The 17114-nt window shown below is 57.9% G+C and carries 18 protein-coding genes and 1 pseudogene; 13 read left to right on the top strand and 6 right to left on the bottom strand.

Going from position 1 to position 17114, the window contains the following annotated elements; genetic code table 11:
* The first annotated feature begins 16 nt into the window (after nucleotides 1-16).
* Nucleotides 17-181 (top strand): hypothetical protein, encoded by a 165-nt coding sequence (locus ASD03_RS39140; RefSeq protein WP_156408014.1) that lies wholly within the window; start codon nucleotides 17-19, stop codon nucleotides 179-181.
* Nucleotides 182-247: 66 nt separating this feature from the next.
* On the opposite strand, the gene ASD03_RS20085 is transcribed toward ASD03_RS39140, so the two are convergent.
* From ASD03_RS20085 to ASD03_RS20060, 6 genes are all read right to left on the bottom strand, one after another.
* Nucleotides 248-1069, bottom strand: coding sequence for a CoA ester lyase (locus tag ASD03_RS20085; protein ID WP_057215582.1), 822 nt, complete (start codon nucleotides 1067-1069; stop codon nucleotides 248-250).
* A complete protein-coding gene (locus ASD03_RS20080; RefSeq protein ID WP_057215579.1) occupies nucleotides 1063-1908 on the bottom strand; it encodes a MaoC family dehydratase N-terminal domain-containing protein in 846 nt (281 codons plus the stop codon). Before ASD03_RS20080 ends, ASD03_RS20085 begins: the two co-directional genes overlap by 7 nt.
* 12 nt (nucleotides 1909-1920) lie before the next feature.
* Nucleotides 1921-3051, bottom strand: a complete 1131-nt coding sequence (locus ASD03_RS20075) for a CaiB/BaiF CoA-transferase family protein (protein WP_057215576.1) — start codon at nucleotides 3049-3051, stop codon at nucleotides 1921-1923.
* Nucleotides 3044-3784, bottom strand: a complete 741-nt coding sequence (locus ASD03_RS20070; RefSeq protein WP_057215573.1) for an NAD(P)H-dependent oxidoreductase — start codon at nucleotides 3782-3784, stop codon at nucleotides 3044-3046. The genes ASD03_RS20075 and ASD03_RS20070 overlap by 8 nt, the downstream gene beginning before the upstream one ends.
* A gap of 12 nt (nucleotides 3785-3796) precedes the next feature.
* Nucleotides 3797-4957, bottom strand: coding sequence for an acyl-CoA dehydrogenase family protein (locus tag ASD03_RS20065; protein ID WP_057215570.1), 1161 nt, complete (start codon nucleotides 4955-4957; stop codon nucleotides 3797-3799).
* A 116-nt stretch (nucleotides 4958-5073) separates the two neighbouring features.
* Nucleotides 5074-6003 (bottom strand): LysR substrate-binding domain-containing protein, encoded by a 930-nt coding sequence (locus tag ASD03_RS20060; RefSeq protein ID WP_057215567.1) that lies wholly within the window; start codon nucleotides 6001-6003, stop codon nucleotides 5074-5076.
* Nucleotides 6004-6120: 117 nt separating this feature from the next.
* On the opposite strand from ASD03_RS20060, the gene ASD03_RS20055 reads away from it, so the two are divergent.
* The 12 genes and pseudogenes from ASD03_RS20055 to ASD03_RS20000 all read left to right on the top strand — a co-directional run bounded on the left by ASD03_RS20055 (nucleotide 6121) and on the right by ASD03_RS20000 (nucleotide 16462).
* Complete coding sequence (locus ASD03_RS20055; protein ID WP_057215769.1) at nucleotides 6121-6663, top strand: thiamine pyrophosphate-binding protein; 543 nt, start codon at nucleotides 6121-6123, stop codon at nucleotides 6661-6663.
* 5 nt (nucleotides 6664-6668) lie between these two features.
* The gene (locus tag ASD03_RS20050; protein ID WP_057215767.1) at nucleotides 6669-7256 is read left to right on the top strand and encodes a thiamine pyrophosphate-dependent enzyme; all 588 of its coding nucleotides are present in this window, start codon (nucleotides 6669-6671) and stop codon (nucleotides 7254-7256) included.
* Between the two features lie 7 nt (nucleotides 7257-7263).
* Nucleotides 7264-8742 carry an aldehyde dehydrogenase gene (locus ASD03_RS20045; protein ID WP_057215764.1) on the top strand — a complete coding sequence of 493 codons (1479 nt, stop codon included), beginning with the start codon at nucleotides 7264-7266 and terminating at the stop codon, nucleotides 8740-8742.
* An 8-nt stretch (nucleotides 8743-8750) separates the two neighbouring features.
* Nucleotides 8751-9923, top strand: a complete 1173-nt coding sequence (locus ASD03_RS20040; RefSeq protein WP_057215563.1) for an FAD-binding oxidoreductase — start codon at nucleotides 8751-8753, stop codon at nucleotides 9921-9923.
* A 27-nt stretch (nucleotides 9924-9950) separates the two neighbouring features.
* The gene (locus ASD03_RS20035; protein WP_057215560.1) at nucleotides 9951-10724 is read left to right on the top strand and encodes an SDR family oxidoreductase; all 774 of its coding nucleotides are present in this window, start codon (nucleotides 9951-9953) and stop codon (nucleotides 10722-10724) included.
* A 3-nt stretch (nucleotides 10725-10727) separates the two neighbouring features.
* A complete protein-coding gene (locus tag ASD03_RS20030; RefSeq protein ID WP_057215557.1) occupies nucleotides 10728-11174 on the top strand; it encodes a VOC family protein in 447 nt (148 codons plus the stop codon).
* A gap of 3 nt (nucleotides 11175-11177) precedes the next feature.
* Nucleotides 11178-11960 (top strand): 5-oxoprolinase subunit PxpA, encoded by a 783-nt coding sequence (locus tag ASD03_RS20025; protein WP_057215553.1) that lies wholly within the window; start codon nucleotides 11178-11180, stop codon nucleotides 11958-11960.
* 99 nt (nucleotides 11961-12059) lie between these two features.
* Nucleotides 12060-12824 (top strand): allophanate hydrolase subunit 1, encoded by a 765-nt coding sequence (locus tag ASD03_RS20020; protein WP_082557357.1) that lies wholly within the window; start codon nucleotides 12060-12062, stop codon nucleotides 12822-12824.
* Nucleotides 12821-13861, top strand: coding sequence for a biotin-dependent carboxyltransferase family protein (locus tag ASD03_RS20015; RefSeq protein ID WP_082557356.1), 1041 nt, complete (start codon nucleotides 12821-12823; stop codon nucleotides 13859-13861). The genes ASD03_RS20020 and ASD03_RS20015 overlap by 4 nt, the downstream gene beginning before the upstream one ends.
* Nucleotides 13862-13983: 122 nt before the next feature.
* Nucleotides 13984-15006, top strand: a pseudogene (locus tag ASD03_RS20010) (NAD(P)/FAD-dependent oxidoreductase); the annotation flags it as partial.
* 284 nt (nucleotides 15007-15290) lie between these two features.
* On the top strand, nucleotides 15291-15725 hold the full coding sequence (locus ASD03_RS40655) for a 4Fe-4S dicluster domain-containing protein (RefSeq protein WP_244494669.1): 435 nt from the start codon (nucleotides 15291-15293) through the stop codon (nucleotides 15723-15725).
* 17 nt (nucleotides 15726-15742) lie between these two features.
* Complete coding sequence (locus ASD03_RS20000; protein ID WP_057215547.1) at nucleotides 15743-16462, top strand: alpha/beta fold hydrolase; 720 nt, start codon at nucleotides 15743-15745, stop codon at nucleotides 16460-16462.
* Nucleotides 16463-17114 lie beyond the last annotated feature (652 nt).

Genomic DNA, 17114 nt, shown 5'->3' with positions numbered 1-17114 from the left:
CCAGCGCTGCACCACCATGAACAAGGGACGTCCGAGCAGGGAAGCGGCGATCGAGCTTTCCGCCCGCGCGATCATGGCGTTGACCGAGACACTGGTGGCGATCTCGATCGAGCCGAATGTCATCGACCGCGCCAGCACGTGTACACCTCTAGCGTATGCTAAGTTCAGCGGACAAACCTGAGCCTTTGATACCGTTCATCCCTCTAGACAAAGCAAACACCGGGAGCCACCGGGGTCCGGGACTTCATTATTCGCGGCCGCTGTTAGCTCGATTGAGGACCAACCGTGCGCGCTCGATAACCGGCCGATCCACCATCTCTCCATCCACTTGCGACGCCGCATCCGATGAAGCGGTTTTGGAGATGACATTGCGAGCCCATGCAATCGTTTCCGCGTCAGGGCGGAAGGCAGCTTTGATGGGTTCGATCTGGGCCGGGTGAATAGCTAGCTTTCCGCCGAAGCCTAGGGCCGCGGCGTGGCTTGCGTCGTCGCTCGTTGCTTCTGAATTTTTCAAGTCCGCAGTAACCCCATCCAGCGGGGCATGAAGCTGGGCCGCTCGCGAGCGCCAAACAAGCTCGCTACGGGCGGCCAGCAATGGCAGCCTCTCGTGAGTACTACCCACGTCAAGCGAAAAATCGATTGAGCCGAAAGCCGCCATCAGTACCCTGTCTGCACTCAATAAATCTTGGAGCTGGGCAAGTCCCGCCGCTGTCTCTATGAGCACGAATATCGCGACATTCTGCCCTACGCGCCGAACCACATTCTCGACATCCTGGCGCCGCTCGGCTTTCGGCAGCATGATCCGTATATTCGGCAAGCGCGCGACTGCCGACAAATCGTCGTCATGCCAAGGGGTTCCAGCCGCGTTGATCCGTATGATGACATCTGATGGCAGTGCTGCAGAATGTAAGACGAGATTCCCTCTGGCGGCCTCCTTGTGCGCAGGCATGACCGCGTCTTCAAGATCGACAATCACGGCATCAGCGCCGCTCTGACTGGCCTTGCCGAACCGATCGGGCCGTGATGCTGGTACAAAAATCGGTGCGATGGGTGGACGAAAATCTACCATTGTGCCGTCGCCTTCATGGTGATCTGGCCGTTGGCGCTTTCTACTTCCAGTGCCAAGTTATTTTCTCCGACGGGTGTACCTCTGAGCTTCAGCGCTTGAGGACCGACCGCCGGGTGGATACCCCTGAAGGCGAACTGGCGGGGAGGTCGCGCGCCGATCTTCGCCGCGAAATTCAGAAGAAGGGTCGCCTGAAGCGGCCCATGGATAACTAAGCCAGGGTAGTGTTCCACCTCTGTGGCATAGTTCCCGTCGTAGTGAATACGATGTCCATTGAACGTCAATGCTGAATAGCGAAAGAGAAGGACCGGATCCACCTCGACGGATCGCTCATGTGGAGCGCGGGAAGGGGCGAGAGTCTCCGGAGTGGTGGAAACACTCTGAGCTGTCGCCTCGCGATATACAATCGTCTGATCCTCCTCGACAACAAGCATTGCTCCGGTACTAAGCTCGTGATGTACGGTCACGAAAATGAGCCGGCCGGACCGGCCTTGCTTTTCCTCAACCTTGGTGATGGTTGAACGTCGCCGTATTCGCTCTTCGGGTGCGATCGGCCCATGAAAGGTGAGTTCGCTTGCTGCCCACATTCGGCGGGGGAGCGGAATCGGGGGTAAGAAGACACCTTTGGCAGGATGTCCATCCGGTCCTAGCTCCTGAGCTTCAGCCATTTCCGGGGCAAGGCACCAGTGTAGGCCAAGTGGCGTCTCTTCCGGGGCGGTTGCCGCCACGTGATGCGATAGGGTTGCGCGGAAGCCCGTTATCAGACGCGAGGTCATGACGTCTTCCGCTTCTATCGACCGGCCCAACCAAGTCCTCAACTCGGCGTGATCCTGCGGTTGCATGAAAATTTCCCCTCAAGCGAATTCGGTTCGGATGTGATCTGTATCTGCACCCAGGCTTGGCACTTTCGGAGGATTCGCAAAGCCTGCGGAACGGAGCACCGGCTTGGGAACGCGTACCCGTTTTCCATTGGGGAGCAGAACGTCTATTCGACGCAAAGCTCCATGATGCGGTAGATCTCCAACTACGTTAACGCGGCCCCACGCATTCTGCGCCAACTCCAGCCTTCCGATAGCCTCGTCGCTATCGATTGACGCAAAGACCGGTTCGATCTCGACGTCCAGGGCGTGGCGGTTAGCTACACGAAGAGCGTTGGTTGCGAAGCGGGAATCATCCTTGAGGTCCGGCCGCTGCAGAACCACCTCGCAGAACCGGTGCCATTCGCTATTTTGCTGTATCGATACAACGATCGAGCCGCCATCGCGGCAAAGATAGGGCTTGTAAGGGTATATGGACGCGTGGGCGAGGCCATAACGTTGAGTGTCCCGACCACCATATTCGTAGTGAAGTAGCGGCACCGCCATCCAATCCGCCATTCCGTCGAACATGGCGATCTCAATCACCTGTCCGCGGCCCGTTCTCTCGCGGGCGAGCAGGGCCTCAAGGATCGCTGCGTGAGCGTTCATTCCTGTCGCAATATCTGCCGCTGACACCCCGATCTTGCACGGCGTGTCAGGCGTTCCTGTAACGGAACACAGGCCACTTTCCGCCTGCACCAGCATGTCATAGGCCCGCATGGCAGCATAATCGGTATCATGGCCGTACCCAACGATATTGACGGCGATGAGGCGCGGGAAACGCTGGGAAATTGCCTCAGCTGAAAGGCCCAGCCGCCCAATAGCACCGGGCGCAAGGTTCTGCACGAGCACATCTGCCTTTGCGACCATGCGGTGGAGCAACTCCAAGTCACTTGCCGATTTTAGATCAAGCGTAGCGCTTTCCTTTCCGCGGTTCAGCCACACGAAATAGGCGGACATGCCCTCCACAGTAGAGTCATAATGTCTTGCTGTTTCCCCTTCGGGGCGCTCGATCTTTACAACCCGCGCACCGGCGTCGGCGAGCCGCACCGTGCAAAGTGGGGCGGCAACGGCCTGCTCGATCGAAATGACGAGCAAGCCCGCGAGCGGTCCGATCAGCTCAGACATTGCGTTGCACACCGGAGCGGGCGAGAACGCCGGGCTTTAGGCGCTCGTCCGTGCCATAGTCTTCCCTGGGATGGAAGAACAGGCGCGGCGTTGCTTCGAGCTCACCTAGCCGCTTCTTATAGGAGTCCAGATACGTTTTGCGGCCGTCGGCGCCGACGCGTCCCGGCATATAGGCGACAAACGGTTTAAGTACCTCGAAACCGCTGTAGCGCAGAAGTCCATTATGAACCGGCCAAAGTACAGTCAGGATATCGCCGTCGATGCCATCGGGGGCGTATGTGTCAGCCGAGGTTCCGGTCGTGGTGACAACCATCGCACGCTTACCGTTAAACATGCCAGTGTCATATTTCTTACCAGGCATATAGGCGAAACCGCGCGCGAATACCCGGTCGGCCCAGCCTTTTAAGATTGCGGGCAAGCCGAACCACCAGACGGGGAACTGAAAAATCACCAGATCAGCGCGCTTCAGCTTTTCCATTTCGGCGGCGATGTCAGGGGCGATCGTTCCATCTTCGCAGGCTTTCGTTTGTTCGGTTGCCAAGCTGAAGAACTCTGGATTGCTCGCTTCCCCAACAAAGTCGTCAGGGCCCGCAACGGGATTGAATCCCATCGCATAAAGATCGCTCACTACGACATCATGTCCGGCAGCAGTTAGCGTCTCTATGGCGAGGTCCTTCATCGCACCATTGAAGGATTTGGGTTCCGGGTGAGCGTAGACAATTAGGACGTTCAAGACTGCATTCTCCTAGTATGAGCGAGGCAGGCCGAGTACGTGCTCAGCCAGGAACGAGAGGATTAGGTTGGTCGAAATCGGTGCCACCTGATAGAGACGCGTTTCGCGGAACTTCCGTTCAACATCGTATTCCTCGGCGAAACCGAAGCCGCCGTGGGTCTGGATGCAGGCATTAGCGGCCTCGTTTGAAGCGTCGGCGGCGAGCATCTTAGCCATATTCGCTTCTGCTCCCGGGTTCTTCCCCGCCTCGTAGAGGTTTAGCGCTTCCCGTACCATAAGTTCGGCAGCGCGCATGTTGGCGTAGGCCCGGGCAATGGGAAATTGAACTCCCTGGTTTTGGCCAATCGGCCGGCCGAAAACCTGCCGCTCGCGGGCATAGTTGCTTGCCGTTTCGATAAACCATTTGGCGTCTCCGACACATTCGGAGGCGATCAGGATGCGCTCGGCATTCATACCGGAAAGGATATAACGAAACCCCTTCCCTTCGTCGCCGATCAGGTTCTCCGCAGGAACCTTGAGGTCATCGAAGAACACCTCAGTTGTGGCATGGTTCATCATCGTGCGTATGGGACGGATCGTGAGGCCATTGCCAATGGCTTGGCGCATGTCGATGAGCAGGACTGATAGGCCGTCGGTCTTTTTCATCCCTTCCTTCAGTGGGCTAGTCCGCGCGAGGAGTAGCATCAAGTCGGAATATTCCGCCCGGCTCGTCCAGATCTTCTGGCCCTTCACAGTGAAGTGGTCGCCGTCCAGACGCGCAGTCGTCTTAAGTGCGCCGGTATCGGTCCCACTTGTCGGCTCCGTTACCCCAAACGCCTGAAGACGCAATTCGCCGGAAGCGAGAGCCGGAAGGTACTTTTCCTTTTGCTCTGCGGAGCCATGACGCAACAGTGTCCCCATGGTGTACATCTGCGCGTGGCAGGCGCCTCCATTGCAGCCAGCCCGTTGAATTTCTTCCAAAACAGCTGCGGCGGCCGATAGAGGAAGGCCCGCCCCGCCATACTCCTCCGGGATCAGGATTGAAAGCCAACCTGCCTCGGTCAAGGCGTCCACGAATTCCTTAGGATAGGTCATCGTGCGATCCTGAGATCGCCAGTAGTCGCCGGGAAATCGGCGGCAGAGCTTGGTAACCGCTTCGCGTATGTCCGCGTAGTCCTCAACGGCCGGTGTCATTGTATACTCCTCGCAGTGATACGCGCTAGCTAACGTGTTTGCTGCGATAACCACAACGATAGACTGGCGAGATCAGCTATGCCGGAATTTTATATGAACTGAATTATTGTCTCGTCTTAGGCCATGACAACCCGGCCGGGCCAAATGCCACGCTGCACCAAGGTTTCAATTGTCGTAGCTATGACTTGGCCGGCAAAGCGGGCTAGGCGAGGGGTAGGCCGATCCGTCGGATAAGACATGATGAGCCTGCGAACAGGGACGGGGTCTACCAGGGGCGCGGCACATAAGGAGCCGTTAGACAGTTCTTCATGGATAGGCGCCAATGGAAGAACGGTCACGCCATGCCCACTTCGTACGAGAGATTTGAGCGTCGAGTAGCTGTCGGCTTCCACTTTCACATTCAGAACGATACTGCATTCTTCCGCCAGGCGTCCCAAAATCGCGCGAAGACCGTGACCGGAGCTGGGCAAGAGTAGGCGATAATTTTCAAGCTGCGAGAAAGCAATGGGACTCGATTGCGAGAGCCCCAAATTCGAAGGTCCGATGAGAAAGAGCGTCTCCTCAAGTAATGGGTGGGTGCGGAGAGTTCGAGCGCTCTTAGGGTCGTAGAGAATAGCGGCATCAACTTCTCCCCGATGCAGCCAATCGAGCAGATAACCGGAATACGCACTGACGATCCTGAGGGTTGCGTCGGGATGCGTTTCCTTGAATGCCGAGACCAACGGCTCGGAAAGGATGTCTGACACGGTAGGCGGCATGCCGATCGACACATGACCGCGCAGGGGTGCGTCCTCGTCCGCAACGACCGCGCGGATTTCTTCCAGTTCTGCCATGACCCGTAGTGCGTGACGTAGAACGTCTTGGCCCTGCTCTGTGGCGATCATGCCGCGACCGTGTCGATCGAAAAGGCGGGCACCTAACTCTTGCTCCAGTAGTCTTATCTGCCGACTGAGCGCTGGTTGTGCGATGTGCAGCCTGTCAGAAGCCTTAGATAGACTTCCAAGCTCGGCGACGTGAATCAGGGTGCGGAGTTGAGAAATATCCATGCTATACAATATCGCTATATCTGATCGTGCAAAAGGGTCGATGTCGAAACATTTCCGTTAAGGCATACAGGGCTACCGACAAATTACAGGGAGGCGACCTTGGCTGCCGTTGAAATCATGCCCGCTCAAAAGGGGGCGAGGGTCAGGGATCTGGCAAATGAATGGCCGATTGAGCTTTACGAGACGCTCAAGGCTGCCAATGTCAGACATATGTCTTATGTACCGGATGCCGGTCATTCCACCCTGATCAAATTATTCAATGAAGATCCCCACGTTGTCAGCAATGTGCTGACAACGGAAGAAGAGGGCGTCGCCATTGCGGCTGGCGCTTGGCTCGGAGGAATGCGCAGCGTGATCCTGATGCAGTCCTCAGGCGTTGGGAATTGTATCAACATGCTATCTCTTCCCGTGCAGGCCCGCTTTCCGCTCCTCCTTCTGGTGACGATGCGTGGCGAGTGGGACGAATTCAATCCATGGCAGGTTCCAATGGGGAAGGCGACGCAGGCGGCTCTTGAGGCGGTCGGCGTTACTGTCCTTCGTGCAGAGACCGGCGTAGACCTGATTGAGACCGTGGAACAGGCTGCAACCATGGCATACCAGGCTGATCAGCAGATTGCCGTTTTGATTGGCCAGCGTCTGCTCGGAAAGAAGAAGTGGTAACCGATATGAGACTTTCGACGATGGACCGCCGCATAGCGGTAAGGAAGCTTCTCGACACGCGGAACGGCGCATTGGTGGTCACTGGACTTGGTTCGCCGAGTTACGACGTGCATGCCGCCGGCGACCGCGAAGACAATTACTACCTTTGGGGGGCCATGGGTGGAGCTGCATTGGTGGGTCTAGGGTTGGCGCAGGCGCAGCCTGATAAGCGCGTAATGGTTATCACAGGCGACGGCGAACAGCTAATGGCCTTCGGATCTTTGGCGACGATTTCTGTAGCGAGACCCAAAAACCTGGATGTTATCGTGCTTGATAACCAGCACTTTGGTGAGACTGGCATGCAATCGAGCCATACGGGCAAAGGCATTGCTTTCGACAAGGTGGCTACTGCCGTCGGGTTTGCTGAGACCGCCGAACTGAGGTCCCTCGAAGAGGTTGACGATTTGACTTCGAAGCTCAACACTCCCGCTAACGGACCAAGACTTTTTGTCCTCAAGATCGCTGCGGAGAACCTCCCGCGGTCCTTACCTCCGCGTGACGCCACTCACGTCAAGAACCGTTTCCGTGCTCAGCTGGGCTTTGCAACTTGCTGAGGTTTTGATCGTGCTACTCGGTTTTCAAAATACCGTTGCCGGGCGACTACGGCCCGCCACGGCCACCTTTGAGTCCTTTGATCCCTATACCGGCAAGCCATGGGCCCTTATACCGCGCGATGGTGCATTGGAAGTTGACGCCGCCGTCGCTGCAGCGAAATCAGCCTTCCGCTCCGGTGATTGGAGTGGCCTTACCCCGAGCGCACGAGGCAAGCTTCTTGTTCGTCTCGCTGACCTAATCGCAGCCAGCGCGGAGCGGCTTGCAGCTATCGAGACGCGCGACAACGGCAAGTTGATCGCCGAGACGACGGCGCAGCTCCGCTACATTCCAGAATGGTTTCGGTACTTTGGCGGGCTGGCTGACAAAATCGAAGGCGCCGTGCTCCCGATCGATAAGCCGGGAATGTTTGCCTTCACGCGGCACGAGCCTCTTGGTGTGGTCGCGGCGATCGCTCCGTGGAATTCCCCCCTGATGTTACTCACTTGGAAACTCGCGCCACTGCTGGCTGCGGGAAACACGGTGGTCATCAAACCCTCCGAGCATACGTCCGCGTCGACGCTAGCGTTTGTCAAGCTTTTCGCAGAAGCGGGCTTCCCCGCTGGTGTGGTAAATACTGTGACAGGCATGCCGCTCGACGTTGGTGTGCCGCTGGTCTCGCATCCTGATGTCGCAAAAATCGCTTTCACAGGTGGAGAGCCAGGTGGCTTGGCGGTATATCGGGCGGCTGCGGAAGGTCTCAAAACGGTCACGTTGGAACTTGGCGGTAAGTCGGCCAACATTATATTTGATGACGCTCATATCGAGCGCGCTATCAATGGTGCGATTTCCGGCATATTTGCTGCGAGTGGACAGACCTGCATTGCCGGCTCTCGCCTACTTGTCCATCGACGCGTCCACGACCAAGTCATCGAAGGCGTAGTGAAGCTCGCAGCCACCGCCCGAATCGGGGATCCAGCCAATGCGGAGACACAAGTCGGTCCGATAACCACGCAAGCTCAGCGCGAGAAGGTTCTTATGTATCTTGAAATTGCCCGTGGAGAAGGAGCACAGTGCGTGCTGGGTGGTGGAAAACCTACCACAGAGCAAGCAGGCGAAGGCTGGTTTGTTCAACCGAGTATCTTCACAGGGGTCACGAATGAAATGCGCATTGCGCGCGAGGAAGTGTTCGGTCCCGTACTCTCAGTTATCCCGTTCGATGATGAGGAAGAGGCTTTCGCCATCGCAAATGACAGTCCCTATGGGTTGGCGGCCGGATTATGGACGACGGACATGGGGCGGGCCCTTCGCGGAGCCGCAGCGATGGAAGCAGGCACGGTCTGGATAAATACCTATCGGGCCGTTAGCTATATGGCCCCGTTTGGGGGATATAAGCGCAGCGGCGTCGGGCGCGAGAGCGGTCAGGATGCAATTAATGCCTACCTCCAGACCAAGGCCGTCTGGATCGATACCGTGGGAAGCACCCCTAATCCCTTCGTGATTAGATAGGAGGGGGCGTGGCGCACACTTCTCAGTCTGTCGTCATAATCGGTGGTGCGATTGTCGGTAGCTCGATCGCCTACTTCCTAAGGGAGCTAGGCTTTTCGGGCAAGATTAGCGTTGTTGAGAGTGATCCGACCTACCAACAGTCTTCGACCGCCCTGTCGGCCGCTGCGATACGCACGCAGTTCGGTACGCCGGTTAACATCCGCATGAGTGTGTTCGGAGCACATTTCTTTCGTACGATCAAAGACCGTTTCGGCGAGCGCGCCGACATTGGTTTCGTAGAGCGAGGTTATCTCATTCTGGGAGGACCGGAAGCGGTCGAGGTTCGACGAGCCGCAGCACAGATGCAGCGGCAAGAGGGGGCGGACGTTACGGCGCTGACGGCCGAGGAGTTGGCGCAACATTTTCCGTGGCTCAATGTTGAAGACCTTGGCGTGGCGACAACCGCTTGGCGTGACGAAGGATGGTTTGACGCTTGGTCTCTCCTCTCTTTGATCCGGACTGCAGCGCGAGAACGTGGTGTCAGCTATATAAAAGGGCGCGCCGAGCATGTCGTGCTGTCTGGCGGTCGCGTGGTTGGTGTCAAGCTATCTGATGGCACCCAGATCCCTACTGACTGGTGCGTGAATGCGGCGGGGGCCGCTTCGGCGTCTGTTGTTCGCGGTATAGGAATTGCGCTTCCTGTCTCTGCTCGAAAGCGGACTGTGTTCAACATCAAGGCGCCTTTGACGCGGGACGGGTTTCCGATGCTCTTCGACACCTCGGGAGCATGGATCCGGCCGGAGGGAGAAGGATTCATCTGCGGGATAGCGCCGCCGGAGCACAATGATCCAGATGCCACGGGCGATTATGAACCCGCTCACGAACTCCTAGAAGAGATGCTATGGCCAGCGCTGGCGCATCGTGTCCCAGCTCTGGAACAATTGCGGGTTGAACGCGCCTGGGCCGGCCATTACGAGGTCAATACACTTGACCACAACGGGATTATTGGGCCGCATGACGAAATTCCAAACCTTATCTTTGCGACCGGTTTTTCCGGGCATGGGGTCATGCACGCGCCCGCAACAGGCCGAGGCGTCGCTGAACTGATTACGCGCGGCCAGTACGTGGAAATCGATCTCAGTCCCCTGGGGTTCGGGCGCGTGAGAACTGGCACACCGCTTCACGAAACGGTCGTCTATTAGTCGAGACTGGCATAAAGGAGTACCAGTATGAAACTTGCCGGAAAAATCGCGGTCGTAACGGGTGGAGCGCAAGGGATAGGCCGTGCAACGGCCGAGCGGCTGCTTCTGGAAGGCGCAAATGTAGTGATTGGTGACGTGAACCAAACGCGCCTTGAGGAAACAGCTTTGGCGCTAGGCCAACCGGACAGAATCCTTGCCCTTGTGACCGACGTCAGCAAGAAGGAAGAGGTCGAGACACTCGTTACCGCTGCTGTAAGGAGGTTCGGCCGCATTGACATAATGGTGAACAACGCGGGTATCGCGCCTGTTCAGGATTTTCTCTCCGTGACGAAAGCCGACTACGACAAGGTTCTGGGCATCAATCTTGAAGGCGCCTTTTGGGGCACTCAGGCAGCAGCTCGTCAGATGATTGCGCAAGGACATGGCGGTGTCATCATCAATATGTCCTCGATTAATTCAGGGCTCGCCAATCCGAATGTGGCTATTTACGCGATCAGCAAGGCTGGCATGAACCAGGTAACGGGGACGGCTGCAGTGGCCTTCGCTCCCCATGGGATTCGCGTTGTCGGAGTGGGGCCCGGCACAATAGATACTGAAATGGTGCGTGGCGATTTTGTATCAAGCGCCACTGACCGCGCCATTCTCGCCCGCACGCCGCTAGGTCGTTATGGCAAGGCTGAAGAGATCGCCTCGGTTGTCGCATTTCTCGCCAGCGATGACGCTTCATACATCACGGGTGAGACAATCTACCCCGACGGGGGCCGCCGTGTTTTGAACTATGTCATGCCGGAGAAACGCTGAGCTATGGGAAACTTCGACAAACTGCATCATATTTGCCTGGTCGTTGCCGATATTGACAGATCGCAAGCCTGGTACGAGTCAATCGGTATCGGACCTTGGCAGGAGTATCCACCGCTGAAGGAGTACACGGATCTGCAAGTGCCGGACCGTGAAGGTTTTTTCAGCCTTAAGTACCGCGTATGCAACTTGCCAAATATCCAGCTTCAACTCTGCCAGCCCGACAATCGACCCAGCCCCCAGCGTCAGTTCCTTGATACGAAGGGCGAGGGCGTGTTTCATATCGGATTTGAGGTGCCGGAAGCAAATCGAGCTGAGGCTGATGCCAAGGATGTTGGCCTCTCTGTTTTGATGCGGGGAAGGCGGGAGAACGGAACCGGCTTTAACTACTACGACAGCGCCGAAGAAGGGGGCGTCGTCCTTCTCACGCGTGCAACGCCGAAAGCACGTTGATACATGCAGACGACGATCGATCTCAATTCCGATCTAGGCGAGGGATTCGGACCGTGGCGCATGGGTGACGACGAGGCGGTTCTCGGTGTGGTCACGAGCGCAAATATCGCTTGTGGAGGCCATGCCGGTGATCCTGCCACGATGGTGGAAACGCTAGAACTCTGCCGCACTCAAAGTGTCGTGGCTGGAGCGCATCCGGGCTTTGCTGACCGCGAGGGCTTCGGTCGTCGTCTCATTCCACTATCGACGAGAGAGGTGGAGCAACTTGTGGCAACCCAGGTGGGTGCGCTCATGGGTGCCGCAGCTTTGGCGGGGAGCCGCATCCAATATGTAAAGCCACATGGTGCGCTGGGCAACTGGGCTGCCGATGACCGCGCTATTGCAAACGCCATCGTGCGCGCCACCCGGGCCGTTTCGGCCGAACTTGCGATCCTTGCGATTTCAGGATCCGAGCTCGAGAATGCCGGTCGTGAGGCGGGACTTTCAGTCTTCAGCGAGATCTTTGCCGATCGCGGTTATCTTTCCACAGGGCGGCTTGTTCCCCGGAGCCGGGAGGGGGCGATGATCTACGATGCCGCAGCGGCAGCGAAGCGGCTTGTCGAATTTCTATCTACAGGGATGATGCCTACAGTAGATGGGGGCGCTCTCCCGCTCCTAGCGCATTCAATCTGCGTACACGGCGACAGTGGCGGAGCTGTCGCGATGGCGCATCATATTCGGCAAGAGCTGAAGGGAGCAGGCGTCCGGCTTCAATCCTTTATGCGACCATTTAGGGAGGAGCAATGATGCCGAAAAGTTCCCGAAAACCCACGGTCGTCGTCCTGACGTTCGAGTTTGAAGCTTTCGAAAAGATATGCCAGTTTTTAAAGACCCCGATGTCCGGAGATGCCGGGCCCGAAGAGGTGGATCGCGTTTTCGTTCTCGTCGAAGGCCTCGACTGAAGTGAGCGCAATTGCCCCCTCAATCCCATCAGAGCCGGTTTACCGACCCGTAGGTGCACATGCGCTGCTCGTTGAGTTTGGCGCCCTCATTGACGAGCACATTCATGGGCAGGTTATCAGGCTTGACGCGGTCTTAAGGAATGCCCCCTTCGGTGGGTTCATCGAGGCGGTGCCGGCCTATGCAAGCCTGCTTGTCCGTTTTGATCCCCTCGTTACAGATCATGGCCAAGTGAAAACAGCAGTGTCCAACCTCATTGCTCACCCCGGTATTTTTGATCAACCGGAGACTCTTCGTGAAGTCCACGTCTGTTACGATCCCGAGCTCGCGCCCGATCTCCTATACGTTGCGAGAGCCTGCGGACTTTCACCGGACGAGGTTGTCAACGCGCATCTGGCTGGTGAATACAAGGTTTTTATGTACGGCTTTGCACCGGGCTACGCTTACCTTGCGGGAGTTCCACGACAGGTGCAGCTGCCTCGGAAACAGGCCGCGGTGCGAGGGGTTTCTGCAGGAAGTGTACTAATCGCGGGCCCGCAGTGTTTGGTGACGACACTGGAGATGCCCACGGGCTGGTGGATTATTGGCCGATCACCGACAAAAATCCTCGATCGAGCATCTGAGAAACATCCATTTCTCTTTGAGGTGGGTGACCGCGTGCGTTTCCGTCGCATCTCACGAGCTGATTTCGATATGGGTAGTGGCACATGACGGACGCTACGCTCAATGTTCGATTTGCAGGACCACATGTCTCCTATCAAGATGGCGGGCGTCGAGGCTTTATGCGCTTCGGTGTGCCTTCATCAGGGCCAATGGACCGTGCCTCGTTTGCAGCAGCAAATGTCGCGCTAGGTAATCCAATCGGTCACACCGCCATCGAAATTTCGCTCGGAGGATTGGTCCTGGATTGTGTCTCGGGCGCGGTGACCTTTTCGGTTGCGGGGGGCGGCTTCATCATCGAGCATGCCGACCGGAGAATTGGATCCTGGAGTATTGCCACATTACGCGCCGGAGAACGTCTGGCAATCCGTCCTGGGCATTGGGGTAGTTGGAGCTACCTAGCGTTCGCTGGCGACCTGCTAACCAAAACTTGGTTGGGTAGCCAATCCACCCATGGACTTTCTGGTTTTGGCGGCGGCCGTCTGGCGACTGGGCAAACACTGACGATCAGCGGGACAGAACTGCGCGACGACCGCATGGGATCGATACCGTGTCCGGTCACAGCACGACCTAGATCCGAGTTGCACGTGGTGCTGGGTCCTCAAGACCGCTTCTTCTCAGAAGAGACCGTCTCGAGATTCCTGTCGACCCAGTTTCAATTGACCGATGCTTACGACCGTATGGGTGTTCGTTTGCAGGGTGTCGCATTGACTCCGCACGCGCCGCTCGACATGCCGTCCGAGGCGATTGTTCGAGGTTCCGTTCAGGTCGCTGGTGACGGGATCGCCACAGTCCTTCTGGCTGACCATCAGACAACCGGCGGCTATCCTAAGATAGCAACAGTCGTCGATACTGACATCGACGCCTTCGTGCAGCTTCGGCCTCGAAATGCGGTGACATTTCGCGCTGTCACACCGGAGCAGGCCATTGAGCACGTTCGGTCGCGGGCTTCAAATTCAGCGCGATATCTCGCGGCGATCGCGACCCCACGCGGCACGCTGGAGCATAGGTTGATGAACGAGAACCTCATCGACGGCATAGTCGATCCAATCGCTGCTGCGGATGGGCTCGCCGAACTAGCGAATTAATTGATCTTGGGGCCCGCAGCGCTGTCGGACCCGCGAGGCTGCAAGTGGTAGGCCGCTCGCTGAGCTGTGGATCGCAAAAAGGATATGCCAAATTGAGTAGCAATTTACCCGAGCGCGAGAGCATGGAGTTCGACGTGGTGATCGTCGGTGCGGGGCCTGCGGGTCTGGCGGCGGCGATCCGGTTGAAGCAGGTCAATCCCGAGCTCTCGGTGGTGGTTTTGGAAAAGGGCGCCGAAGTCGGCGCGCATATCCTGTCGGGCGCCGTCGTCGATCCGATCGGCATCGACCGGCTGTTGCCGGGCTGGCGCGACGAGGCCGATCATCCGTTCAAGACCGAAGTCAAGGACGATCATTTCCTGTTGCTCGGTCCGGCCGGATCGATCCGCCTGCCGAACTTCGCAATGCCGCCGTTGATGAACAATCACGGCAACTACATCGTCTCGCTCGGCAACGTCTGCCGCTGGCTGGCAAGCCACGCCGAAGCGCTCGGCGTCGAGATCTACCCGGGCTTTGCCGCCACCGAGGTGCTCTATAACGCCGACGGTGCCGTCATCGGCGTTGCCACCGGCGACATGGGCATCGAGCGCAATGGCGAGCCGGGTCCGAACTTCGCCCGTGGCATGGAACTCTTGGGCAAATACACGCTGATCGGCGAGGGCGTGCGCGGCTCGCTTGCCAAGCAGCTGATTTCGAAATTCGATCTGTCGAAAGACCGCGACGTCCAGAAATTCGGCATCGGCCTGAAGGAACTGTGGCAGGTCAAGCCGGAGAACCACAGGCCCGGCCTGGTGCAGCACTCGTTCGGCTGGCCGCTCGGCATGAAGACCGGCGGCGGCTCGTTCCTCTACCACCTCGAAGACAACCTGGTTGCCGTCGGCTTCGTCGTGCACCTCAACTACAAGAACCCCTATCTCTTCCCGTTCGAGGAGTTCCAGCGGTTCAAGACCCATCCGGCGATCCGCGGCACCTTCGAGGGCGGCAAGCGGCTGTCCTATGGCGCCCGGGCGATCACCGAGGGTGGCTACCAGTCGGTACCGAAACTGTCGTTCCCCGGCGGCGCGCTGATCGGCTGTTCGGCCGGTTTCGTCAACGTGCCGCGCATCAAGGGCAGCCACAATGCGGTGCTGTCGGGCATTCTGGCGGCTNACCGAAACTGTCGTTCCCCGGCGGCGCGCTGATCGGCTGTTCGGCCGGTTTCGTCAACGTGCCGCGCATCAAGGGCAGCCACAATGCGGTGCTGTCGGGCATTCTGGCGGCCGAGAAGCTGGCGGCGGCGATCGCCAGCGGTCGCGCCAATGATGAGCCGATCGAAATCGAGCGTGGCTGGCGCGACAGCGCCATCGGCCAGGACCTGAAGCGGGTCAGGAACGTCAAGCCGCTGTGGTCGAAGTTCGGCACGGCGATCGGCGTGGCGCTCGGCGGTCTCGACATGTGGACCAACCAGCTGTTCGGCTTCTCTTTCTTCGGCACGCTGAAACACGGCAAGACCGATGCGCAATCGCTGGAGCCGGCGGCTCAGCACCAGAAGATCGACTACCCGAAGCCCGACGGTGTTTTGACCTTCGACCGGCTGTCCTCGGTGTTCCTGTCGAACACCAACCATGAGGAAGACCAGCCGATCCATCTGCAGGTGAAGAACCCGGAGCTGCAGCGCACCTCGGAGCTCGACGTCTTTGCCGGTCCGTCGACGCGCTACTGTCCCGCCGGGGTCTATGAGTGGGTGGAGAAGGACGGCCAGCCGGTCTTCGTCATCAACGCGCAGAACTGCGTGCACTGCAAGACCTGTGACATCAAGGACCCGAACCGGAACATCAACTGGGTGCCGCCGCAGGGCGGCGAGGGGCCGGTCTATCCCAATATGTGATGAACTCTGGAGGCAATATGGAATCGCGTCTGACTACGGTCTTTGTTCCGGGGTTGCTATGCGACGACAAAATCTGGGCTCACCAGGCGCAGGAACTCGGCGACATTGTCGCACCGGTCATCGCTGACCTTACGAAGGATAACAGCATTGCTGGGATGGCCGATCGGCTGGCAGCAGGCATGCCAGAGACTTTTGTGATTATCGCTCTGTCGATGGGCGGCTATGTTGCCTTCGAATTGCTGAGAACTATGCCGAGGCGTATTGCGGCTGTGGCGTTGATCGACACCTCCGCTTCACCTGACACATCCAAAAAGGCCGCGGAACGACGAGCGGGAATCGCCAGTTTGAATTCTGGACGGTTCTCCGGCGTCACCAATCGGCTTTTGCCGCGCCTTATTCACAATAGGCATGTTGATGGGCCTGTCGGAGTGGAGGTAAAGGCTATGGCGCAACGTGTCGGGGGCGAGGCCTATATCAGGCAGCAATCAGCCATTCTTGAGCGGTCGGATTTCCGCTCGCTGCTTCCCGAGATATGTGTCCCAACCCTCGTGGCAGTTGGCGCCCAAGACTTGGTGACACCACCAAAAGAAGCGCAGAAAATCCATGCGAGTATTGCCCAGGCGCGGTTCCACGTCTTTGAAGATTGCGGACATCTTCCTCCACTCGAGGCGGCTACAGAAACAACGTCCGTGTTGCGCGCCTGGCTGACTGACGACGTTCTACCCAGTAAACGGTAATACCGAGGACGCTATCTTTGAGGGCGCCAAAGTCGAGGGAGGGCCCTGGTGTGAGGGCCGGGGCCGACCTGCTCGCCGCCGTTCAGTGAATTTGTTTGCATCTTGTCATATGTACCACGGACTCAATGCGAAAGCCGGAGCGAACATCGTCCAAACGGGCGAAAGTTATAACGCATGTCGACGTTGAGGTGGGCGAGCGGATCAAGCAACTGAGACGTTCTCGCCAATTGAGCCAATCGCAACTCGCGCACCAAATCGGCGTTTGCGCGGCGATCAGGATGAGACGGCGTATTGCCTCACCCAGCCAGTAGTAATATATATGAGCGTCACCGCCATAGCGCGGTTCGGCATTGGCGACAGGGCAAAACCGATGCACATGGTGTCGCTCAGCGTAACCTTCGCAGAAAGCACACTTTTGCGAGAAGGCTGCGACGAGTTGCTTGAGGATGTCATCGTCTTTGAACCCCATGAGAGGGGCGCGTTTCTGCGATCTGATGGCAGCATCCAGCTGCAGGTACGCAAGCAGCGAATTGTGCCGTCGTGTCGCTGCGGCCCCCCTTAGTTCACGAGGTACAATCTGGCTTCGTCTGATTGTTCGCATTTACTCTTGTTCCACACCCCGCACAACTCGTGGTCACGCCGCCTGCGAGCC

It is taken from the genome of Ensifer sp. Root127 (assembly GCF_001425225.1).
GTDB lineage: Bacteria > Pseudomonadota > Alphaproteobacteria > Rhizobiales > Rhizobiaceae > Ensifer > Ensifer canadensis.
The sequence above is the reverse complement of the archived record's forward strand: the minus strand, read 5'-3'. Positions and strand labels throughout refer to the sequence as shown.